This is a genomic window from Burkholderia sp. BCC0322 (genome assembly GCF_902833045.1).
Taxonomy (GTDB): domain Bacteria; phylum Pseudomonadota; class Gammaproteobacteria; order Burkholderiales; family Burkholderiaceae; genus Burkholderia.
The window spans coordinates 65,042-85,777 of record NZ_CADFDU010000003.1 but is presented as its reverse complement, the minus strand read 5'-3'; the positions used below and the strand labels follow the sequence as shown (position 1 = coordinate 85,777).

Genomic DNA, 20,736 nt, shown 5'->3' with positions numbered 1-20,736 from the left:
ACGCCGTTTCATCGATGGACGCGCGCATTTCATACATGTATGGCCCCGAAGGCGGCGAGCGCAACGCATAGCGCGCGATGCACGCGGCACTTTTCCCGCGATCGCCTAGACTGTCTATTCGCAGCGGGTGGCACGCGACACGCGGCCGCCCGGTCGTCACGATGCCGGTGGCAGCCGGTTCAGCGAACGGGAAGACAGCATGCGATACGAACTGTATTACTGGCCCGAGATCCAGGGCCGGGGCGAGTACGTGCGGCTCGCACTTGAAGCCGCCGAAGCCGACTATGTCGACGTCGCACGCGAATCCGGGCGCGGCATGGGCGTGCCGGCGATGATGCGCATGATGGACGGCACCAAGGCCGAATGCGTGCCGTTCGCGCCGCCGTTCCTGAAAGTCGGCGACCTGGTCATCGGGCAGACCGCGAACATTCTGCTGTTTCTCGGCGCTCGGCTGGGGCTCGCCCCCGACGACGAAGCCGGCCGGCTGTGGGTGCACCAGCTTCAGTTGACCGTCGCCGATTTCGTCACCGAGATCCACGACACGCACCATCCGATCGCAAGCGGCCTCTACTACGAGGATCAGCGGGCGGCAGCAGCCGAGCGCGCGGCCGATTTTCTGGAAAACCGGCTGCCGAAATTCCTCGGCTACTTCGAGCGCGTACTCGACCGGAATCCGCACAAGAGCGGCTACCTCGCCGGCAACGCACTCAGCTACGCGGACCTGTCGATGTTCCAGATCATCGAGGGCCTGCGCTACGCGTTTCCGAAAGCGATGAAGCGTGCGGAGCGGAAGATCGCGGCGCTGGTCGCGCTGCACGACCGCGTCGCACTACATCCGCCTGTTGCGCTCTATCTCGAGTCGGAGCGCCGTATCCCGTTCAACGACATGGGCATCTTCCGGCACTATCCGGAGCTGGACAAGTAACGCCGGCGCGGTAGCCGAGCCGCTTCATGCGAGGCGTCGGATGCCCTCGCTCATGCGGCGACCGGCGTCTCGTGCAGATGACGCCACACGATCAGCCCGTCCGCCTCGCGCCGGAACACGACCGTCGAGCGCCGCACCGTGCGCAGCCCTTGCGCGTCGGTCTGCGTCTCGCGATAGCCGATCGTCGCGCCGTCGGACCATACGGCCAGCCCGCGCAATTCGTCGATGCCGATCACCAGCCCCGGCCGCGCGCCGTGCCCGTGTGAAAACAGCGCATCGACGCCCGCGTAATCGAGCACCGTCCCCGACATCGTGATCATCGAAAAGCCCGGCGAGAAGCGCGCCATCAGCGTCGCAAGCCGTTCGGGGCCGGCACGGCCGGACAACCAGCACTCGATGTCGGCAACGGTGTCGACGACTTCCTTGAAATACGGATTCGGCAAATTCATCAGGCTCTCAGGTTCTCAGGAGTGGGACGATGCGGGTTGCGCGACCGGCGCATGGTGTGCGGGAAGCCGCGCGATCAGGCCGAGCGGCAGCAACGTCAACACGACCGCCAGCCCGAAGCACCAGCGGTACGGCGCGAGCGACGGACCGCCCGCATCGAGCGCCAGCAACGCGTTGAGGGCGCTGCCGAGCGCGGCCACGCCGACACAGAAACTCAACTGGCGGTTGATGTTCCACAATGCGCTCGCCTCGCTCATCCGGTCGGCCGGCACATCGACGAACGCCGCGCTTTGCGACGTGCTCGTGCACAGGCTCGCGCCGAACCCCATCGCCGCAAACGCCGCAACGCGCACGGTTTCGCCGCTGGCCCACGGCGTGGCGAGCAGTACGATGCCGACACAGTCGATCGCAATACCGCACGTGAACAACGGCTTCGCGCCGTGGCTCGGAAAGCAGCGGCGTGTGGTCGCGATCGCGAAGAACGCCGCGATCGCCCACGGCAGCATCAGCGCGCCGGCATGCGCGGCGCTCAATCCGAGCGCGTTCTGCAGATAGAGCGACGCGACGAGGTTGACGCCCGTAAAGATGCCCGGCACGCACAGATAAACCACCACGCCGATCCTCAGCATCGGCTGTGCGAGCAGGCGCAGGTCGACCGCCGGCGCCATGGCCCGGCGCGCATGCACCGCATAGCCAGCGCCTGCCGCGACGGCCACAACCAGCATCGCGAGCGGGAATGCCGCGCCGCCAGGCTGCCCCGCGGCGGTCAGCCCGAGCAGCAACGCGACGAGCGCCACCGCACTCAGCCCGAGCCCCCGCCAGTCCAGCCGCGGCGGCCGGCCACGCGCGCCGTCGCGCGGCAGCCAGATGAACGCCAGTGCGCAGGTCGCGGCCGCGAGCGGCGACATCGCGAAGAAGATCGCGCGCCACGACCCGCGATCGACGATGGCCCCGCCGATCGCCGGCGACAACGCGGGCACCAGCAGCGCGACCATCATCACGACCGACGTGAGCCGCGCCCGCGCCTGCGGCGGATACGCGCGATAGGCCATCGTCTGCCCGACCGGAATCAACAGCCCGCCGCCAAGCCCCTGGACCATCCGCCATGCGAGCAACGCTTCGATCGAAGGTGACGCGCCGACGCCGGCACTGCCGAGCCCGAACAGCAGCAACGAGGCGGCGAACACGCGCCGCTCGCCGCAGCGGCGCGCGAGCCACGTGCCGAACGGAATCACGACGGTGAGGCCAAGCACGTACATGTTGCCGACCCACGCAAGCTGCGCGACCGATGCGTGCAATTCACGCTGTAACGACGGATACGCGCCATTCAGCATGAACATGTTCGCGAGATCGATCGCGAAACCGAGCAGGTAGACGACGGCAATTCTGGAGCGGTCCGGCATGGCGGCGGAAACATCACGAAACGCCGCAGTGTAGACGCCGGAGCGCACATCGGTAAGCGGCCGGATTCGACGGATCCCGTCGCATTTTTTTGACAATCGGCGCACGCCGCGACACCATCGCACGTCCGTTGCCACGCACCGCACGCCGCACGCATGCCGCACATTCGGGTACCCTTCGAGCGATCCAACGCATAGACAGGACCCACGCCCCAACCATGGTGAGCCTCGATCGTTTCGCCGTCTTCCGTGCCGTGGTCGAGGCCGGTTCGTTTACGGCCGCCGCAACCGCGCTGAACCAGGCGCGCGCGGCCGTCAGTTTCAACGTGAAGCAACTCGAAGCCGAGCTCGGCGTTACGCTGCTCACGCGGACGACGCGGCGTGTCGAGCTGACCGATGCCGGCGAGCGCTTCTACCAGCGCTGCCTGCGCGTGCTCGAAGAAGCCGAAGGCGCGATCGACGACGTGCGCGGCGAGCATGGCGGAATGCAGGGCATCCTGCGCGTGACGTCGACGGTCGAGTATGCGGCGCGCGTCCTCGCCCCGATGCTGCATGCGTTCACCGCACAGCATCCCGCGCTGCGCGTGCGGCTCGAAACGCACACGTCGCAGGCCGATCTCGTGCGCGACCGCTTCGACGTTGCGATCCGGCTCGGACGCCACGAGCACTTTCGCGACCTGCCCTATCGCGGCGTCTGCCTCGCCACCTGCGACGTGCTCGCCGTGATGGCGCCCGACCTGCCTGCGAAGGCCGGGCTCCCGCCGCCGGCGTCGCCCGGCGATCTGGCCCGCCTGCCGCAGCTCGGCCACAGCCGGCTCGAGCGAATCGCCGAATGGACCCTCACCGATCGCGCGGGCAACGCACATGCGTTTCGACCGGGCACGAAGCCTCGTATCGTCGTCGACAACGCGTCGGTGTTGCGCGAACTGGCGCGCCAGGGCAGCGGCGTCGCGCTGCTGCCCGAATGGCTCGTGCGCGACGATCTCGAAAGCGGCGCACTGGTCGATGCACTGCCCGCCTACCGGTTTCCGCAGCAGAACGTCTACGCGCTGTACGTCGCGACGCGGCACGTCCCGCAGAAAGTGCGCGCGTGGGTGGATTTCATGAAGGCGCAGTTGCAGCACGGGCACTGAGCGCCGCTTGCGTACGTCGCCGCGCGCAGGCGGCACGCATCGGAGCCGGCCGTACAAAACACGCCGGCTCTCGCTACCGCGCTTTCAGTGCCAGGCAGTCAGTGCGACTGCCCGTGCTGCATAGCGGTCGCATCGACGGCCTCGACCGAACGCGTCAGCCACGGCCCGATGTCCATCTCCTCGTAGCGCACGAGCCGGCTCTTGCGCGCACGGCGATACGCCCACCAGATCGCGACGAACAGCGGAATCCATACGTAGATCGACAGCACTTCCATCCAGTCGATGCGGGCCGCGAAGAACGCCTGGTAATCCTGCCCGAGCGAGATCACGATGCAGATCGCGATCGCGAACAGCGGCCCGAACGGAAACCATTTCGCGCGGTACGGCAGTTGATCGAGCCGGTAGCCCTGCTTCAGGAACCCCTTGCGGAACCGGTAATGGCAGACCGCGATACCGAGCCACGCGATGAAGCCGGTGATACCGACCGTATTCAGCAGCCACAGATAGATGCCCTGGTTGTTGGCCAGCGACGTGAGGAAGCACAGCCCGCCGACGGCCATCGTCGCGTACAGCGCGTTGCGCGGCACGCCACCCGGCGACAGCGTCGCGAACATCGCCGGCGCGCGCCCTTCCGCAGCGAGGTTGTACAACATCCGCGTCGCCGCGTAGGTGCCGGAATTGCCGGCCGACAGCACGGCGGTCAGGATCACGAGATTCATTGCGCCGGCCGCGAGCCGGAAGCCCGCGTGGCTGAACACCAGCGTGAACGGGCTCACACCGATGTCGGTCACGTCGCTCTTCAGCAGGTTCGGGTCCGTGTATGGCACCAGCAGCCCGATCACGAAGATCGCGAACACGTAGAACAGCATGATCCGCCAGAAGATCTGCTTCACCGCGCGCGGGATCGTCTTGCGCGGGTTTTCCGATTCGCCGGCGGTGATCCCGACCAGCTCGGTGCCGAGAAACGAGAAGCCCGCGATCAGCGCGACGCTCATCATCGCGTGTACGCCGCCGACGAACGGGGCGTCGCCCGTCGTGAAGTTGCGCAAGCCGACCGGATGCCCGTTCCCGATCAGGCCGGCCGCGATCAGCAGCCCGGCCGCGATGAACGCGATCACGGTGACGACCTTGATCAGCGAGAACCAGTATTCCGATTCACCGAAGCCGCGCACCGACAGCGTATTCAGCAGGAAGATCAGTACGAGGAAGCCTGCGCCCCACCAGATGCCAGGTAGGGTTGGAAACCAGTAGCGCATCACGATCTGTGCGGCAACCAGCTCGATCGCGATCGTCACGGCCCAGCTGTACCAGTAGGTCCAGCCGAGCGCGACGCCGAAACCTTCGTCGACGTACTTCTCGCCGTAGATCGCAAACGAGCCCGAGACCGGCATCAGCGCGGCCATCTCACCGAGGCCCGTGACGACGAAATACACCATCAGCCCGATCGCGATATACGCGGCAATCGCGCCGCCCGGCCCGGCCTGCGCGACCGACGCACCCGACGCGACGAACAGCCCCGTGCCGATCGAGCCGCCGATCGCGATCATCGCGATGTGACGGCCCTGCAGACCGCGCTTCAGCGTCGTTCCGGACGGTTCGGCCGTCTCCGCTGCCGCTTGCAAAGCATCCATAGTGTTCACCCTGGTTCGGTTTGAGCCTGGCGATTTGATTCGGAATGCAAATCGTCAGGCCCGGTCATTCGCGTCGACACCGGCCTTTCCCGACCGCATCACACGACGCTGCGCTTGATCGCCTGCAGTTCTGCCGTCGTCACGATCTTTTCGATCCGGAACCGCGGGCTTTCCAGCCACGCGTTCGCGATCCGCCGGTACTCGTCGAGATCCTCGCACGCGAGCCGCACGAGAAAATCGAACGTGCCGCTGACGAGCCAGCAATCGAGCACGGCCGGATTCGCCCGCATTTCGTCCTCGAACGGCGCCTGCGAACGCCCGTGGTCGGCCAGTGTGACCTGCGCGATCACGACGATCGGCTTGGTCGCGCGCGGCGCCTTGATCACCGCGCGGTACCCTTCGATCACGCCGAGCGCCTCGAGCCGCTCGACACGCGCCTGGCAAGGCCGCGGCGTGAGGTTCACGAGCTCGGACAGCTTCCGGTAGGAAATGCGCCCGTCGGTGCGCAGGATGTCGAGGATCCGGAGATCGATCTTGTCGAGCTGCATCTTCTTGTCGGTCATCCGTGTTCGCTCCGGTCGGGTCGTGGCTGGTGCGCGCAACGTCTCCTGTTCCGCGCGGGGGCCACATTATCCGGCCGAAGCGGCCGCGCGCCAATCGGCTAGAACCGCAGCGACAGGCAGGTCAGGCCGCCGTCCATCTTGCGGAACTCGCTCGTATCGATCACGTGCAGCGGCAGCCCGAGCGACGCGATCGCGTCGTGCACGCGCGGGTAACCGGCCGGCGTGATCAGCGTGCCGTTCACGCGCAGCGTGTTGCCCGCGTATTCGTCGGCAGCCGAGATCGCGATCCGGCGATAGTCGGCGAACGCCGGATGCGCGGCCAGCGCTTCGGTCACGAGCAGCGTGTCGTCGCCGAGCGCGTTGACGACCGACTTGAGATGCAGGCCGGCGCCCACCGGCACCGCGACGACCGAATAACCGTAGCGCGACACGAGCGATTCGAATGCGGCGATGCCTTCGGCATCGGTACGGCCCGTCAGGCCAATGTAGAAACGCTTGCCGACCTGCATCACGTCGCCGCCATCGAGACGGCCGTCCTGCATCGGCAGCAAGTCGCGATGCGCGGCCAGCGCCGCTTCGATGTGCGCCGTCTCGCCACGCCGCGCCGGCGCACCGGGGCGCGTGATCACCGCGAATTCCGGCGTCACGACCGCGGTGTCCTCGACGAAGTGCGAATCGGGGAACGCCTCCAGCGGCGGCAGTTCGGTCAGCTCGACGCCGAGCATGCGCAACGCTTCGCAGTAGGCGTGGAACTGAGTGAGCGTCTTGTCGTAATCGGGCGCGCCGAGTTCGGCGGTGGTCAGGCCCGCGCCACAGGACGGCGCGGGTCGGCGAACGATCGCTTGCGTGAATTGCATCGACTCCTCCATGGTCAGCGCCACATCCGTGCGTCACACGGGCGGCTGCGTTGTGTCCGGACCATTATCGGAAGCCAAATTGCGCAATTCGCGTCGATTTCGGCTGCGCCGACAGCCGATTACGTCGAATTGTGCGCGGCGCGCAGCGGATTCGGCAGCTCCCCCGTCCACTGCCTGGCGAGCCGCCGCTTTCACATGCCGCATGCCTGCTACACGTGCGCCCCGAACCCCATCTGCAAACGGCCGAGCGCCGTGAGATCGCCCTCCCCGCCGCGTCCGTCGAATTCGACCTCGAAATGATCGGCCGGGAAGTCGGGCGGGCTCTCGCCACGCAGGAACGCGGCCCGCTGGCGCTGCAGGTACGCGTCGTTCTTCGCGCAACCGGGCGCGGCCGCGATGTACATCACGTTGCTGTCGCCGCTGCCGCGGTGCGCATCCTCGACCGCGTGCACGACGTCGCCGTGCCAGAACACCACGTCGCCCGGCTCCATGTGCGGGATCGGCACCAGCGCGTCGAGCAGCAGTGCGTGCCATTCAGGCCGGATCGACAGCGCCCGGCCGGGACGCGCGCCGCACAGGTCATCGTCGGCCACATCGTCCTGCAGCGCGCGCAGCACGATGTAGGCCATCGCGTTCGCGACCGGGATCAACTGCAGCGTGCCGTCGCCGGGCCCTTGCGGCGTCAGTGCGGTCCAGCCCTGGAACGTGCGGAACATCGAGCACACGGCCGGCGACGGAATCTCCTCGACGTCGGGACGAAACGCCGCGTCGAACGGATCGTAATCGCGCCAGTTGCCGGCCAGCACGTGACGGTAGACCTGGTGGAAATTCGCGCCGAGCCAGCGTTCGACGGAACCGCCGTCGACATGCGGCGACAGCCCGAGCGACGTCGAGCCGGGCGGGCGGCGACGAATCCGGTCCGCATAGGCCGGCACCTGGTCGGGATCGAAGTGCGTGCGCCCGCCGTGCGTATGCCGCCACAGGCGGTTCAGGAACACACGCGCCTGGGTCAGTGCCGGCGACTGGCGCGCAGCCACCTGCGGCTTCGACCAGTAGACGCCGTAGATCTGCGGCTTGCCCGACGCGAGGTTCCCGAAATAGCGATCCTCGGCACGCGCGTGCAGCCGCTCGGTGAAGCGGTTCGCGTCCAGGTACGCACCGATCTCGTCGTTCCAGTCGCGCGCCTGCCGCGCATCGAATACGCCACGGATCACGACCGCGCCATGCGTGCGGATCGCAGCAATCGCGTGCGGATCGACGGTACCGCTCGCGATGTCCGCGAACGGCACCACCGGAATGACGTCATGGCCATGCGCATGCGCGCGCCTGATCGCGTCGACCTGCCGTGCGATATCGCCTTCCAGTTCGCGAAACGTGGCCGCATAACCGGGCAAGTCGGCGCGCAGCGCTCTTTTCGCGTCGCGAATCGCGGCAGGCAGGTCGTCTATCGTCAGTTGCATCGTGGTCTCCTCGCTGACAGGTGTCGTGATGTGCTGTCAGCGTACGGCCGATGCTCGACTAGCATCACCACTATCCGGCCAACTATCGATACAATCCGGACAACCGTGCATCACTCCGGGCGATGACAGACCACGCACAGCTTGTTGCCGTCCGGATCGCGGAAATAGGCGCCGTAGTAGTCGCGGTGATAGTCCGGCCGCAGGCCCGGCGGCCCTTCGCAGGTGCCGCCGTGGCGCAGCGCGAGCGCGTGGCAGCGATCGACGTGCGCGCGGGTCGGCGCAACGAACGCGATCGTGTGGCCATTGCCCGGTTCGGGCGCGCGGCCGTCGAGCGGCTGGCCAAAGAAGAACAGCGGCCGGTCGGTGTCGGCCGGCATCCAGCCCGACCAGCCGTCCGGTTCGCGAAATTTGACGCGCAGCCCGAGTTCCGCGAATAGCGGCGCGTAGAAATCGTAGGCGCGCGCGGTGTCGGTCACACCCACGCAAACATGTGAAAACATGGCATCGCTCCGTCGTGACGATAGCTCACGATCATGCCACGGCGCGATGCCGACCCTCGCCCGGAGGCCGCGATGAAACCGCAGTACGAGCACGTGACGTTCGCCCCCGGCTGTTCGATCCGCGTCTATCATCGTCAGCTCGCGCGCATTCCGTTCGAATGGCATCGCCATCCCGAATACGAACTGACGCTGACGCTCAACAGCCGCGGCCGGCGCTTCATCGGCGATCACGTCGCGCACTACGCGGACGACGACCTGGTGCTCGTGCCGCCCAACCTGCCGCATACCTGGTCGTCGAACGCACGCATCGATCGCGATGCGCCCGAAGTCGCGCTCGTCATCTGGTTCGACGGCGACTGGGCGCGGCGCCTGGCCGACTGTTGCCCCGAATACGCGCCGCTGCGCTCGCTGCTCCGGCGTGCCGCACCGGGCCTGCGTTTTGGCACGGACGCGGCCCGGGCGATGCGCGCACGACTGCCGCAGTTGCTCGATCCGTCTCCACGCATACGGCTCGCGGCCGCGCTCGACACGCTCGCCGATCTCGCGGAAGCCGGCGGCGAACCGCTCGCCACCGCGCACACGTATGCCCCGACCGACGGCGCGACACCACCCGCCGACGTGGCCGCCCCGGAAGCCGAACGCCTCGACCGCGTGCTCGACGCGATCGACCGGCATTTCCACGAACCGCTGCGCATCGGCGCGCTCGCCGCCACTGCGCACATGTCCGAACGCACTTTGCAACGCCTGTTCGTCCGGCATCTCGGCGAAAGCGTCGGCCGCTACGTGCAGCGACTGCGGCTCGCGCATGCGTGCCGCCATCTCGTCGGCACCGACTGGCCGATCGCGACCGTGGCCGTGCGCTGCGGCATTCCGAATGCCGCGAACTTCAACCGACAATTCCTCGCCGCGCGCGGGATGACGCCCGGCGCATACCGGCAGTTCTTCGTGCAGCACGGCCACGCGCCCGATGACGACGCGCCCGCACTCGACACGCGCCCGCCGTCGCTCGAGCGCCGCGCCGGCCAGAGCGAACCTCGGCCGCACAAATGAAAACACCCCGACGGGATGACCCGTCGGGGTGTCGTGGCGTTGCGTTTCGCCCGACGCGAGCGGCCTGCCGGCCGTTCGCGCCGCGCACGACTTAACGTGCGTTGAGCGGCTTCGCTTCGCGCGGCGTATCGCCGATGAACAGCTGGCGCGGACGGCCGATCTTCTGCTCCGGGTCGCCGATCATTTCGTTCCATTGCGCGATCCAGCCGACCGTACGTGCCATCGCGAAGATACACGTGAACATCGACGTCGGGATGCCCAGCGCGCGCTGGACGATGCCCGAATAGAAGTCGACGTTCGGGTACAGCTTGCGCGACACGAAGTATTCGTCTTCCAGCGCGATCTTCTCGAGCTGCATCGCGAGCTTGAACAGCGGGTCGTCGTGCAGACCCAGTTCGTTCAGCACTTCGTAGCACGTTTCGCGCATCAGCTTCGCACGCGGGTCGTAGTTCTTGTACACGCGGTGACCGAAGCCCATCAGCTTCACGCCCGAATTCTTGTCCTTCACCTGCTTGATGAATTCGGGGATGTTGTCCGGCGAACCGATCTGCTCGAGCATGTTCAGCGCGGCTTCGTTCGCACCACCGTGCGCCGGGCCCCACAGACACGCGATACCAGCCGCGATACATGCGAACGGATTCGCGCCCGACGAACCGGCGAGGCGCACGGTCGACGTCGATGCGTTCTGCTCGTGGTCGGCGTGCAGGATCAGGATGCGGTCGAGTGCGCGGACGAGCACGTCGTTGACCTTGTACTCTTCGCACGGGTTCGAGAACATCATGTGCATGAAGTTCGCGCTGTACGACAGCGAGTTCTTCGGATACACGAACGGCTGACCGATGCTGTACTTGTATGCCATCGCGACGAGCGTCGGCAGCTTCGCGATCATGCGGATCGCCGACACTTCACGGTGACGCGGATCGTTGATGTCGAGCGAGTCGTGGTAGAACGCCGACAGCGCGCCGACCGCAGCGACCAGGATCGCCATCGGGTGTGCGTCGCGACGGAAGCCACGGAAGAAGAAGTGCATCTGCTCGTGCACCATCGTGTGCTTCGTGACGGTATCGACGAATTCCTTCTTCTGCGCTGCGTTCGGCAGTTCACCCTTCAGCAGCAGGTAGCAGCTTTCGAGGAAGTCTGCGTTTTGCGCGAGGTTGTCGATCGGGTAACCGCGGTACAGCAGCTCGCCCTTGTCGCCGTCGATGTACGTGATCGCCGAATTACAAGCTGCCGTCGACATGAAGCCCGGGTCGTACGTAAACTTGCCGGTCTGGCCGTACAGCTTGCGGATGTCGATCACGTCCGGGCCCATCGTGCCCTTGTAGATCGGCAGTTCGACGCTCGGAGAGTTGTCGCTGAACGATAGCGTGGCTTTAACATCAGACGGAGTCATGGCACATCCTCAATCGAAATAAAGAAACGGGATTCGATAACGGGCACAGCGCGTTACACCTTGGCGTTACACGTTGCGCAGCATCTCCAACAGCCGGTGAATGTCCGGGCTGTCTAGGTCGCCTTCTGGTTCCTTGCGCGCGAGGAGCAAGTCCATCAGGTCGTTGTCGCTCAGATCGAGCAGGCGCGACAACGCGCCTACGTCTGCATCGGTGAGGTCATGCTCGTATCTGCTGAAGAAACGCTCGAAGATGATGTCGTTTTCCAGCAGACCCCGCCGCGCGCGCCAGCGAAGGCGCGCGCGACGGTGCGGGTCGGATTGATGCGAATCGTCGCTCATTGCAACCCGGCCTTATACCGCGCGGCGAACCATCAGTTCCTTGATCTTGCCGATCGCCTTCGTCGGGTTCAGGCCCTTCGGGCAAACGTCGACGCAGTTCATGATCGTGTGGCAACGGAACAGACGGTACGGGTCTTCCAGGTTGTCGAGACGCTCGCCGGTGGCCGTGTCGCGGCTGTCCGCGATGAAGCGGTACGCCTGCAGCAGGCCAGCCGGGCCGACGAACTTGTCCGGGTTCCACCAGAAGCTCGGGCACGACGTCGAGCAGCTCGCGCACAGAATGCACTCGTACACGCCGTCGAGCTCGTCGCGCTCTTCCGGCGACTGGAGGCGTTCCTTCTCCGGCGGCGGCGCGTCGTTGATCAGGTACGGCTTGATCGAGTGATACTGGTTGAAGAAGTGCGTCATGTCGACGATCAGGTCGCGCACGACGGGCAGGCCCGGCAGCGGACGCAGCACGATCTTCTGCGGCAGGTCGTTCAGGTTCGTCAGGCACGCGAGACCGTTCTTGCCGTTGATGTTCATCGCGTCCGAACCGCACACGCCTTCGCGGCACGAACGGCGGAACGACAGCGTCTCGTCCACTGCCTTCAGCTTCACCAGTGCGTCGAGCAGCATGCGCTCGTGCTGGATCTCGAGCTCATACGTCTGCATGCGCGGCGCTGCGTCCTTGTCCGGATCGTAGCGGTAGACTTCAAAAATGCGTTTTGCCATTTCGGATTCCTTTGACTCGGCTTAGAACGTGCGCGGCTTCGGCGGCACGGATTCGACCGTCAGCGGCTTCATTTGAACCGGCTTGTAGTCGAGGCGATCGCCTTCGCTGTACCACAGCGTGTGGCGCAGCCAATTCTCGTCGTCGCGGTGTTCGTAGTCGCTGTGGGCGTGTGCGCCACGGCTTTCCTTGCGTGCTTCCGCCGACACCATCGTTGCGCGAGCAACTTCGATCAGGTTCTCCAGCTCGAGCGCTTCGACGCGCGCGGTGTTGAACACCTTCGACTTGTCCTTCAGGTGGATGCTTTCCACGCGCGCCTTCAGGCCGGCCATCTGGTCGACGCCTTCCTTCAGCAGTTCGGACGTGCGGAACACGCCTGCGTGCTTCTGCATCGTCGAGCGGATGTCGTTCGCGACGTCCTGCGTGTATTCACCCGAAGTCGACTTGTCGAGCTTCGCCAGGCGCGCCAGCGAGAATTCGCCTGCATCGGCCGGCAGCGGCTTGTGTTCCTTCTGGTTCTTCACGTGCTCGACGATGTGGTTGCCGGCCGCACGGCCGAACACCACGAGATCCAGCAGCGAGTTCGTGCCGAGGCGGTTTGCGCCGTGCACGGACACGCACGAGCATTCGCCCACTGCGTAGAAGCCGTTGACCGGATCCTTGTGACCGCGCGACGTGCCGACGACCTGACCGTGGATGTTGGTCGGGATGCCGCCCATCTGGTAGTGGATCGTCGGGACGACCGGGATCGGCTCCTTGATCGCGTCGACGTTCGCGAACTTCAGCGCGATTTCGCGGATCGACGGCAGACGCTTCATGATCGTCTCGGCGCCGATGTGCGACAGGTCGAGCAGCACGTGATCCTTGTTCGGACCCACGCCGCGGCCTTCCTTGATTTCCTGGTCCATCGAACGCGACACGAAGTCACGCGGCGCCAGATCCTTCAGCGTCGGCGCGTAGCGCTCCATGAAACGCTCGCCGTTCGCGTTGCGCAGAATACCGCCTTCGCCGCGCACGCCTTCGGTGATCAGCACGCCCGCGCCGGCCACGCCGGTCGGGTGGAACTGCCAGAACTCCATGTCCTGCAGCGCGATGCCCGAACGCGCGGCCATGCCGAGGCCGTCGCCGGTGTTGATGAACGCGTTGGTCGATGCCGCGAAGATCCGGCCTGCGCCGCCCGTCGCGAACAGCGTGGTCTTGCCTTCCATGATGTAGACGTCGCCCGTCTCCATCTCGAGGGCCGTCACGCCGAGCACGTCGCCTTCCGCGTCGCGGATCAGGTCGAGCGCCATCCATTCGACGAAGAACTGCGTCTTCGCTTCGACGTTCTGCTGGTACAGCGTGTGCAGCAGCGCGTGACCGGTACGGTCGGCGGCCGCGCAAGCGCGCTGAACCGGCTTCTCGCCGTAGTTCGCGGTGTGGCCGCCGAACGGGCGCTGGTAGATCGTGCCGTCCGCGTTACGGTCGAACGGCATGCCGAAGTGCTCGAGTTCGTACACGACGTTCGGCGCTTCACGGCACATGAACTCGATCGCGTCCTGGTCGCCGAGCCAGTCGGAGCCCTTGATCGTGTCGTAGAAGTGGAAGTGCCAGTTGTCTTCGCTCATGTTGCCGAGCGACGCGCCGATGCCGCCCTGCGCGGCCACCGTGTGCGAACGGGTCGGGAACACCTTCGACAGCACGCCGACCGACAAGCCCGCGCGCGACAGTTGCAGCGCCGCGCGCAAGCCGGAGCCGCCTGCGCCGACGATCACTACGTCAAACTTGCGGCGCGGGAGGGAAGTTTTGATTGCAGCCATTCTTTACACTCTCCAGAGAATCTGCGCGGCGTAGCCCGCACATGCGAGCAGCCAGACGATGGTCAGCGATTGCAGCAGCAGGCGCACACCGACGGGCTTCACGTAGTCCATCCAGATGTCGCGCACGCCGACCCATGCGTGGTAGAAGAGGGAAAGCAGCATCACGAAGGTGGCGAGCTTCATCCATTGCGCGGCGAAGATCGATGCCCAGCCTTCGTACGAGAAATCGTGCGCGCCGAAGAACAGGACGAGCAGAATGACCGTGTAGACCGCCATGATCGTGGCGGTGATGCGCTGCGCAAGCCAGTCACGCAGGCCGTAATGTGCGCCGACGACGAGGCGCTTCGAGCCGATTCGGTTATTGGCTGCCATTTTCTTAGAATGCTCCGAACAGTTTGAGTGCCATGGCGATCGTCAGGGCGATCGAGACGACAAAGGCGACGGCTGCCGTCCGCTTGCCGCCTTCCTTCGTGACGGCGTCGTGGTTGACGTCCATCAGCAGGTGGCGAATGCCCGCGCAGAAATGGTGGAAGAAGGCCCACGACAATGCGAGGACGATCAGCTTGACGATGATGTTGGAGAGGAAAGCCTTGAAGACTTCGAAGCTGAGCTCGGACGTGAGGCTCTGGTCGAAGAGGAACAGCAGGAACGGCAGGAACAAGAACAGCAGCGCGCCGCTGACTCGATGGAGGATCGACAAAGTCGCTGCCAGCGGCATGCGATATTTCATCGTGATATCGCTGAATCCGATGTTCCGGTATTCCGGCCTCGGCTTTCTTACTGCATCAGTCATGCTAGACCCCTACTATGTTGTCACACTAATCCGCGATTTTAGCGCCTTTTTATATCGCGCTGCAGCGAAAGTCTGCTCTGGATAGTTGCGCGAACAAGAACAAAGGCGGCCCGAAACGTGCTTCGCGAACGTGGGGAACGCGAACGCACTCGGCTTGAGCCGATACACCGTCAACTCAAGTCATTCTGATAGTAGTACCCGGTTGTGACATACCAGCCGCGACGCACTTCCACCGGCCGGTCTCCGTATGTATAGGACACCCGCTCGACCGACAGCAAAGGAAAACCTGCCGGCACGTGCAGCAGGTCGGCCACCGCCGGCTCCGCCGCCACCGCGCGGATCTTTTCCGTCGCGCGGATCATCCGCGTGCCGAACTCCGTCTCGAACATCGCGTAGAGCGGCCCCTTGTACTCGCTCAGCCGCTCGAACGTGAGCCCGCGGAACATCGCGCCCGGCAGCCAGATCTCGTCGAGCACCGTCACCTCGCTGTCGAATTCCAGCAGGCGGCGCACCTGCACGACGGGGTCGGCCGGCTTCAGGTCGAGCTGCCGCGCGATCTCGGCCGGCGCGCGCAGGCGGCGGCATTCGAGCAGGCGGCTCACGTGCGGATGCTCGGCACCGTCGTCGGCCAGCAGCCGCAGGAAGCGGAACTGCGCGCGATCCTCATTGTGCGTCGCAACAAAAGTGCCCTTGCCCTGCCGCCGGACCACGAGGTTTTCGGCGGCCAGTTCGTCGATCGCCTTGCGGACGGTGCCCTGGCTGACCTTGTAACGGGCCGCGAGCTCCACCTCGCTCGGGATGATCTCGCCCGGCTTCCATTCACCGGTTTCGAGACTTTGCGTGATCAATGACTTAATCTGCTGGTATAACGGGCTGAACGTCGGCGACGGAGCCGCCGCAGGCGAAGGTGCGGGATCGCTCCCGCCCGGCTGCCCTGGGCCGCCTGCGCCGGTCTGATTCGCGGTATTCGCCTGGTTCGATGTCATGGCGCGCATTTCATCACAAACCGCACTTTTAAGTCCACTCAATTTCCGCAAAACATCTGTCTTATATAAGACATATGATACCGTTTGACTTTGCGCGAGACGACTCCTACACTCCGGGTCGAGCAAGGGTTCGCGGGTGCAAAAGCGCGTCCCCGGCTACGTGCCACGGCCGTCTCCAGGTTCACCGCGTCTGCCATCGCGAGTCCTCCGCCCTGCTTCAATGCAACGCTACGCACAACGCGCATAGAATGGCGTTTTCGCGAGTGTCCAACGCTTCACCCGTCCTGGAGATTTTCAATGGCTAAGCCCGCAAAGCGCGTTGCCGTCACCGGCGCCGCAGGTCAAATCGCTTACTCCCTGCTGTTCCGCATCGCGAACGGCGACCTGCTCGGCAAGGACCAGCCGGTCATCCTGCAACTGCTCGACCTCCCGCAAGCCCAAGCCGCCGTCAAAGGCGTCGTGATGGAACTCGACGATTGCGCGTTCCCGCTGCTCGCGGGCGTCGTGATCACCGACGATCCGAAGGTCGCATTCAAGGATGCCGACGTCGCACTGCTGGTCGGCGCACGTCCGCGCTCGAAGGGTATGGAGCGCAAGGACCTGCTGTCGGCAAACGCCGAAATCTTCACGGTTCAGGGCGCTGCGCTGAACGAAGTCGCGAGCCGCGACGTGAAGGTGCTGGTCGTCGGCAACCCGGCGAACACGAACGCGTACATCGCGATGAAGTCGGCCCCGGATCTGCCGAAGAAGAACTTCACGGCCATGCTGCGCCTCGACCACAACCGCGCGCTGTCGCAGCTCGCAGCGAAGTCGGGCAAGCCGGTCGCATCGATCGAGAAGCTCGCCGTGTGGGGCAACCACTCGCCGACGATGTACCCCGACTTCCGCTTCGCGACCGCCGAAGGCGAATCGCTGCTGAAGCTGATCAACGACGACGTGTGGAACCGCGACACGTTCATCCCGACCGTCGGCAAGCGCGGCGCGGCGATCATCGAAGCGCGCGGCCTGTCGTCGGCAGCGTCGGCAGCGAACGCGGCGATCGACCACGTGCGTGACTGGGTCCTCGGCACGGACGGCAAGTGGGTCACGATGGGCATCCCGTCGGACGGCTCGTACGGCATCCCCGAAGACATCATCTACGGCGTGCCGGTCGTTTGCGAAAACGGCGAGTACAAGCGCGTCGAAGGCCTGGAAATCGACGCGTTCTCGCGCGAGAAGATGGACGGCACGCTGGCCGAGCTGCTCGAAGAGCGCGATGGCGTCGCCCACCTGCTGAAGAACTAAGCATCACGCGTATCGCCGGGCGGCCCTCGGGCAGCCCGGTTTCGGCCCCGGCCGGCATGCCGCCGGCCCGGCCGACCGATCCGATCCGCGCACGTTTTGCCGCTCCGCGCCCGCCGCGCGCCGGCCCAGAACACGCCCGAATCCGATTTTCTCCACGTTGACCCGCTTCCCTGGCGTAGACGAGATGGCCGCGCTCACTCCCGCACAAGTGCTGTACGACGGGGCGTCCCCGCCCGCGATCCTGCCCTGCTGTGATCACTACGCGGGCAGTGAAAAGCTGATGCGCAAGTCGCTCGCGCTGCAGGCCGAGCTGGGCCCCGTGTTCGACATCACGCTCGACTGCGAAGACGGCGCGGCCGTCGGCCAGGAAGCCGCGCACGCGGCACTCGTCGCCGACATGCTCGGCAGCGACGAGAACCGCTTCGGCCGCGTCGGCGTGCGCATCCACGACTTTTTCCACCCGCACTGGCGCGACGACGTGCGCATCGTGCTGCGTGCGCCGCGCGCCCCCGCCCACATCACGCTCCCGAAGATCGCGAGCGCCGCCGACGCAGCCGAAATGACCGCGTTCATCGAGGGTACGCGCCGCGAGCTCGGCATCGCGCAGCCGATTCCGGTCGACGTGCTGGTCGAGACGCACGGCGCGCTCGCGCAGGCGGCCGCCCTCGCCGCGCTGCCGACCGTCGGCACGCTGAGCTTCGGGCTGATGGATTTCGTCTCCGCGCACCATGGCGCGATTCCCGATGCCGCGATGCGCTCGCCCGGCCAGTTCGAGCACCCGCTCGTGCGCCGCGCGAAGCTGGAAATCGCCGCGGCCTGCCACGCGCACGGCAAGACGCCTTCGCACAACGTCACGACGGAAGTGCGCGACATGAGCGTCGCCGCCGCCGATGCGCGCCGCGCGCGCGACGAATTCGCATTCACGCGGATGTGGAGCATCCACCCCGCGCAGATCCGCCCGATCGTCGACGCATTCGCGCCGCGCACCGACGAGGTCGCGCTGGCCGCCGAGATCCTGCTGGCCGCGCAAGCCGCCGATTGGGGACCGACGCGCCACGGTGATACGCTCCACGATCGCGCGAGTTACCGGTATTACTGGTCGGTGCTGCGCCGTGCGCGGGCCACCGGCCAGCCCGTACCGGCCGAGGCCGCGCCGCTGTTCGGCCCGGCCGCCGCGGGCAGCGCGCCCTGAGCGCGGGCCGCCGGCCGATACACGAGTTTCATGCATTCGACGAGGCGCGAACCGGATAGAGGTTTGCGAAACGACAAAAAACGTAACGGAGCCCGAAAACCTGATATATACGCGGCCAAATAGGTGAAAATAGCGGCCGCTGCGCGCTTTCGGGGCGCGTGCAGTTTCAAACCGGCCGGCAGTTTCGATTGCCGGCCCTTGTCAACTGATTATCGAAAGGTTCTGACTCCATGAAGAAACTCCTGATCGCTACCGCCATCGGCGCCTTGTCCGCCACGATGCTGGTGTCGGCTCCGAGCGCGTTTGCCCAGGGTACGACCACCACGACCGCGAAGAAGGCCGCGGCCAAGCGCCCGGCGCCGGCCAAGCGCATCATCCCGCGCAGCAAGAAGGCGCAGGCGCGTGCCGCTGCCAAGGTCGATCCGGTACCGGACGGCGCGGTCAAGTGGTCCTGCAAGGAAGGCCTGTCGTTCGACCTCGCCGGCGACATGAAGCGCGACCAGGTCGTCACGGTTCACTGGGCGAAGAAGAACTACAAGCTGCCGCGTCAGGCCACGACGACGGGTGCCGACACGTTCTACGATCCGGCAGCCGGCTTCAAGCTGGTCGTGATCCCGACCAAGGCGATGCTGTTCTCCGACGCGAACGGCGGCGAGCGCCTCGCGGACGAATGCGTGACGCCGGAAATGGCGCAAGGCACGCCGGCACCGACGCAGTCGAACGAGCTGAAGCCGGCAACGAACTAAGCGCGTTCCCATCGGCCCCTCGATGTCCGCCCCGGTCTCCAACGTCCGCCCTGCTCCGGATACGGTACTCGTCGATATCGTCGACTACGTGCTGAATACCGGCATCGACAGCGCGCTCGCGCTGGAGACGGCGCGTCATTGCCTGATCGACACGCTCGGATGCGGACTCGAGGCGCTGTCCTACCCTGCCTGCACCAAGCTGCTTGGCCCCGTCGTGCCCGGCACGATCGTGCCGAACGGCGCGAAGGTGCCCGGCACGTCCTTCCAGCTCGATCCCGTCCAGGCCGCCTTCGACATTGGCGCGATGGTCCGCTGGCTGGACTTCAACGACACCTGGCTCGCCGCCGAATGGGGTCATCCGTCCGACAATCTCGGCGGGATCCTGGCGACGGCCGACTGGCGTTCCCGCACGGCCGTCGCGGCCGGCCGGAAGCCGCTCACGATGCGCGACGTGCTGGTCGCGATGATCCAGGCCCACGAGATCCAGGGCTGCCTCGCGCTCGAGAATTCGTTCAACGCGGTCGGGCTCGACCACGTGCTGCTCGTGAAGGTCGCATCGACGGCCGTCGTCGGGCGGCTGCTCGGGCTCACGCGCGACGAGCTGATCAACGCGGTGTCCAACGCGTTCGTCGACGGCCACGCGCTGCGCACCTACCGCCACGCACCGAACACGGGCTCGCGCAAATCATGGGCGGCCGGCGACGCAACTTCCCGCGCGGTGCGCCTCGCGCTGATCGCGAAAACGGGTGAAATGGGCTACCCGTCGGCGCTCACCGCCAGGACCTGGGGCTTCTACGACGTGCTGTTCGACGGCAAGCCGTTTCGCTTCCAGCGCCCGTACGGCACGTACGTGATGGAAAACGTGCTGTTCAAGATCGCGTTCCCCGCCGAATTCCACGCGCAAACGGCCGCCGAGGCCGCGCTGCAGCTGCACGCGCAGCTCGCCGCCGCGGGCCGCACGACCGACGACATCAGCCGGATCACGATCCGCACGCACGCGGCCGCGATCCGCATCATCGACAAGCAGGGCCCGCTGGCCAATCCGGCCGACCGCGACCACTGCATCCAGTACATGGTCGCCGTGCCGTTGCTGTTCGGCCGGCTGACCGCGGCCGACTACGAAGATTCGGCCGCCGCCGATCCCCGCATCGACGCGCTGCGCGCGAAGACCGTGTGCGTCGAGGATCCGCAGTTCACGAAGGATTACCACGACCCGGACAAACGCTCGATCGCGAATGCACTGACGATCGAGTTCACGGACGGGTCGAAGCTTGCCGAAGTGGCGGTCGAATACCCGCTCGGCCACCGGCGGCGCCGGGCCGAAGGCGTCCCGCTGCTGGTCGAGAAATTCAGGACCAACCTTGCCCGCCGCTTCCCGGCAAAGCAGCAACAAGCGATTCTCGACGTGTCGCTGGACCAGGCAAAGCTCGAAGCGATGCCGGTCGATGAGTACGTCGATCTGTATGTGATATAGCCGTCAGATACAGGACTCTTTGTTTCCTAGCCTTAAACCCAGGAAAATCACC

The 20,736-nt window shown here is 65.7% G+C and carries 21 protein-coding genes; 7 read left to right on the top strand and 14 right to left on the bottom strand.

The window, feature by feature from the left end; all coding sequences use genetic code 11:
* Positions 1 to 199: 199 nt before the first annotated feature.
* Complete coding sequence (locus tag HWX39_RS10760) at positions 200 to 925, top strand: glutathione S-transferase (RefSeq protein ID WP_175967820.1); 726 nt, start codon at positions 200 to 202, stop codon at positions 923 to 925.
* 50 nt (positions 926 to 975) lie between these two features.
* Here HWX39_RS10760 and HWX39_RS10755 read toward each other — a convergent pair whose 3' ends face one another.
* Together HWX39_RS10755 and HWX39_RS10750 are read right to left on the bottom strand one after the other, a co-directional pair.
* Positions 976 to 1,374, bottom strand: coding sequence for a DUF4440 domain-containing protein (locus HWX39_RS10755; protein WP_175967818.1), 399 nt, complete (start codon positions 1,372 to 1,374; stop codon positions 976 to 978).
* A gap of 15 nt (positions 1,375 to 1,389) precedes the next feature.
* Complete coding sequence (locus HWX39_RS10750) at positions 1,390 to 2,775, bottom strand: MFS transporter (RefSeq protein ID WP_175967815.1); 1,386 nt, start codon at positions 2,773 to 2,775, stop codon at positions 1,390 to 1,392.
* A gap of 215 nt (positions 2,776 to 2,990) precedes the next feature.
* Between HWX39_RS10750 and HWX39_RS10745 the strand changes: the two genes are divergently transcribed.
* The gene (locus tag HWX39_RS10745; RefSeq protein ID WP_175967813.1) at positions 2,991 to 3,905 is read left to right on the top strand and encodes a LysR family transcriptional regulator; all 915 of its coding nucleotides are present in this window, start codon (positions 2,991 to 2,993) and stop codon (positions 3,903 to 3,905) included.
* Between the two features lie 98 nt (positions 3,906 to 4,003).
* Here HWX39_RS10745 and HWX39_RS10740 read toward each other — a convergent pair whose 3' ends face one another.
* The 5 genes from HWX39_RS10740 to HWX39_RS10720 all read right to left on the bottom strand — a co-directional run bounded on the left by HWX39_RS10740 (position 4,004) and on the right by HWX39_RS10720 (position 8,916).
* A complete protein-coding gene (locus tag HWX39_RS10740) occupies positions 4,004 to 5,536 on the bottom strand; it encodes an amino acid permease (protein ID WP_175967811.1) in 1,533 nt (510 codons plus the stop codon).
* 98 nt (positions 5,537 to 5,634) lie between these two features.
* A complete protein-coding gene (locus HWX39_RS10735; protein ID WP_175955155.1) occupies positions 5,635 to 6,099 on the bottom strand; it encodes an Lrp/AsnC family transcriptional regulator in 465 nt (154 codons plus the stop codon).
* A 98-nt stretch (positions 6,100 to 6,197) separates the two neighbouring features.
* The gene (locus tag HWX39_RS10730; protein WP_175967809.1) at positions 6,198 to 6,956 is read right to left on the bottom strand and encodes an arginine deiminase family protein; all 759 of its coding nucleotides are present in this window, start codon (positions 6,954 to 6,956) and stop codon (positions 6,198 to 6,200) included.
* Positions 6,957 to 7,165: 209 nt separating this feature from the next.
* Entirely contained in the window at positions 7,166 to 8,416 is a 1,251-nt protein-coding gene (locus HWX39_RS10725) for a DUF1479 domain-containing protein (RefSeq protein ID WP_175967807.1), read from the bottom strand.
* A gap of 110 nt (positions 8,417 to 8,526) precedes the next feature.
* Positions 8,527 to 8,916, bottom strand: a complete 390-nt coding sequence (locus HWX39_RS10720) for a VOC family protein (protein WP_175955149.1) — start codon at positions 8,914 to 8,916, stop codon at positions 8,527 to 8,529.
* Positions 8,917 to 8,988: 72 nt separating this feature from the next.
* On the opposite strand from HWX39_RS10720, the gene HWX39_RS10715 reads away from it, so the two are divergent.
* Positions 8,989 to 9,966, top strand: coding sequence for an AraC family transcriptional regulator (locus tag HWX39_RS10715; protein WP_175967805.1), 978 nt, complete (start codon positions 8,989 to 8,991; stop codon positions 9,964 to 9,966).
* A gap of 91 nt (positions 9,967 to 10,057) precedes the next feature.
* On the opposite strand, the gene gltA is transcribed toward HWX39_RS10715, so the two are convergent.
* The 7 genes from gltA to HWX39_RS10680 form a co-directional block, all read right to left on the bottom strand.
* Positions 10,058 to 11,359: a citrate synthase gene (gltA, locus tag HWX39_RS10710; protein WP_011355741.1), complete on the bottom strand. Its 1,302-nt coding sequence runs from the start codon at positions 11,357 to 11,359 to the stop codon at positions 10,058 to 10,060.
* 66 nt (positions 11,360 to 11,425) lie between these two features.
* Positions 11,426 to 11,698, bottom strand: a complete 273-nt coding sequence (locus tag HWX39_RS10705; RefSeq protein WP_011355742.1) for a succinate dehydrogenase assembly factor 2 — start codon at positions 11,696 to 11,698, stop codon at positions 11,426 to 11,428.
* Positions 11,699 to 11,710: 12 nt separating this feature from the next.
* Positions 11,711 to 12,412 (bottom strand): succinate dehydrogenase iron-sulfur subunit, encoded by a 702-nt coding sequence (locus HWX39_RS10700; protein ID WP_011658352.1) that lies wholly within the window; start codon positions 12,410 to 12,412, stop codon positions 11,711 to 11,713.
* 21 nt (positions 12,413 to 12,433) lie between these two features.
* Positions 12,434 to 14,209, bottom strand: a complete 1,776-nt coding sequence (gene sdhA / locus HWX39_RS10695) for a succinate dehydrogenase flavoprotein subunit (RefSeq protein WP_175955146.1) — start codon at positions 14,207 to 14,209, stop codon at positions 12,434 to 12,436.
* A gap of 3 nt (positions 14,210 to 14,212) precedes the next feature.
* Positions 14,213 to 14,581, bottom strand: coding sequence for a succinate dehydrogenase, hydrophobic membrane anchor protein (gene sdhD, locus HWX39_RS10690; protein WP_011355745.1), 369 nt, complete (start codon positions 14,579 to 14,581; stop codon positions 14,213 to 14,215).
* Positions 14,582 to 14,585: 4 nt separating this feature from the next.
* Positions 14,586 to 15,002 (bottom strand): succinate dehydrogenase, cytochrome b556 subunit, encoded by a 417-nt coding sequence (sdhC, locus tag HWX39_RS10685; RefSeq protein WP_175967803.1) that lies wholly within the window; start codon positions 15,000 to 15,002, stop codon positions 14,586 to 14,588.
* A 170-nt stretch (positions 15,003 to 15,172) separates the two neighbouring features.
* Positions 15,173 to 15,997: a GntR family transcriptional regulator gene (locus HWX39_RS10680; RefSeq protein ID WP_175968510.1), complete on the bottom strand. Its 825-nt coding sequence runs from the start codon at positions 15,995 to 15,997 to the stop codon at positions 15,173 to 15,175.
* A gap of 288 nt (positions 15,998 to 16,285) precedes the next feature.
* Between HWX39_RS10680 and HWX39_RS10675 the strand changes: the two genes are divergently transcribed.
* The 4 genes from HWX39_RS10675 to HWX39_RS10660 all read left to right on the top strand — a co-directional run bounded on the left by HWX39_RS10675 (position 16,286) and on the right by HWX39_RS10660 (position 20,684).
* Complete coding sequence (locus tag HWX39_RS10675) at positions 16,286 to 17,272, top strand: malate dehydrogenase (protein ID WP_175967800.1); 987 nt, start codon at positions 16,286 to 16,288, stop codon at positions 17,270 to 17,272.
* 184 nt (positions 17,273 to 17,456) lie between these two features.
* Positions 17,457 to 18,464, top strand: a complete 1,008-nt coding sequence (locus HWX39_RS10670; protein ID WP_175967798.1) for an aldolase/citrate lyase family protein — start codon at positions 17,457 to 17,459, stop codon at positions 18,462 to 18,464.
* 230 nt (positions 18,465 to 18,694) lie between these two features.
* Positions 18,695 to 19,210, top strand: a complete 516-nt coding sequence (locus HWX39_RS10665; RefSeq protein WP_089442945.1) for a hypothetical protein — start codon at positions 18,695 to 18,697, stop codon at positions 19,208 to 19,210.
* A gap of 22 nt (positions 19,211 to 19,232) precedes the next feature.
* The gene (locus tag HWX39_RS10660) at positions 19,233 to 20,684 is read left to right on the top strand and encodes a bifunctional 2-methylcitrate dehydratase/aconitate hydratase (protein ID WP_175967795.1); all 1,452 of its coding nucleotides are present in this window, start codon (positions 19,233 to 19,235) and stop codon (positions 20,682 to 20,684) included.
* The last annotated feature ends 52 nt before the right edge of the window (positions 20,685 to 20,736 follow it).

Bases quoted from the DNA above. Each gene is read 5' to 3' on its own strand.
- HWX39_RS10715 (WP_175967805.1), top strand. From the start codon at position 8,989: ATGAAACCGCAGTACGAGCACGTGACGTTCGCCCCCGGCTGTTCGATC.
- HWX39_RS10760 (WP_175967820.1), top strand. From the start codon at position 200: ATGCGATACGAACTGTATTACTGGCCCGAGATCCAGGGCCGGGGCGAG.
- HWX39_RS10700 (WP_011658352.1), bottom strand. From the start codon at position 12,412: ATGGCAAAACGCATTTTTGAAGTCTACCGCTACGATCCGGACAAGGAC.
- HWX39_RS10675 (WP_175967800.1), top strand. From the start codon at position 16,286: ATGGCTAAGCCCGCAAAGCGCGTTGCCGTCACCGGCGCCGCAGGTCAA.
- HWX39_RS10705 (WP_011355742.1), bottom strand. From the start codon at position 11,698: ATGAGCGACGATTCGCATCAATCCGACCCGCACCGTCGCGCGCGCCTT.
- HWX39_RS10740 (WP_175967811.1), bottom strand. From the start codon at position 5,536: ATGGATGCTTTGCAAGCGGCAGCGGAGACGGCCGAACCGTCCGGAACG.
- sdhA (WP_175955146.1), bottom strand. From the start codon at position 14,209: ATGGCTGCAATCAAAACTTCCCTCCCGCGCCGCAAGTTTGACGTAGTG.
- HWX39_RS10720 (WP_175955149.1), bottom strand. From the start codon at position 8,916: ATGTTTTCACATGTTTGCGTGGGTGTGACCGACACCGCGCGCGCCTAC.
- HWX39_RS10735 (WP_175955155.1), bottom strand. From the start codon at position 6,099: ATGACCGACAAGAAGATGCAGCTCGACAAGATCGATCTCCGGATCCTC.
- HWX39_RS10755 (WP_175967818.1), bottom strand. From the start codon at position 1,374: ATGAATTTGCCGAATCCGTATTTCAAGGAAGTCGTCGACACCGTTGCC.
- HWX39_RS10680 (WP_175968510.1), bottom strand. From the start codon at position 15,997: ATGCGCGCCATGACATCGAACCAGGCGAATACCGCGAATCAGACCGGC.
- HWX39_RS10670 (WP_175967798.1), top strand. From the start codon at position 17,457: ATGGCCGCGCTCACTCCCGCACAAGTGCTGTACGACGGGGCGTCCCCG.
- HWX39_RS10730 (WP_175967809.1), bottom strand. From the start codon at position 6,956: ATGCAATTCACGCAAGCGATCGTTCGCCGACCCGCGCCGTCCTGTGGC.
- HWX39_RS10745 (WP_175967813.1), top strand. From the start codon at position 2,991: ATGGTGAGCCTCGATCGTTTCGCCGTCTTCCGTGCCGTGGTCGAGGCC.
- HWX39_RS10665 (WP_089442945.1), top strand. From the start codon at position 18,695: ATGAAGAAACTCCTGATCGCTACCGCCATCGGCGCCTTGTCCGCCACG.
- HWX39_RS10725 (WP_175967807.1), bottom strand. From the start codon at position 8,416: ATGCAACTGACGATAGACGACCTGCCTGCCGCGATTCGCGACGCGAAA.
- sdhC (WP_175967803.1), bottom strand. From the start codon at position 15,002: ATGACTGATGCAGTAAGAAAGCCGAGGCCGGAATACCGGAACATCGGA.
- sdhD (WP_011355745.1), bottom strand. From the start codon at position 14,581: ATGGCAGCCAATAACCGAATCGGCTCGAAGCGCCTCGTCGTCGGCGCA.
- HWX39_RS10750 (WP_175967815.1), bottom strand. From the start codon at position 2,775: ATGCCGGACCGCTCCAGAATTGCCGTCGTCTACCTGCTCGGTTTCGCG.
- gltA (WP_011355741.1), bottom strand. From the start codon at position 11,359: ATGACTCCGTCTGATGTTAAAGCCACGCTATCGTTCAGCGACAACTCT.
- HWX39_RS10660 (WP_175967795.1), top strand. From the start codon at position 19,233: ATGTCCGCCCCGGTCTCCAACGTCCGCCCTGCTCCGGATACGGTACTC.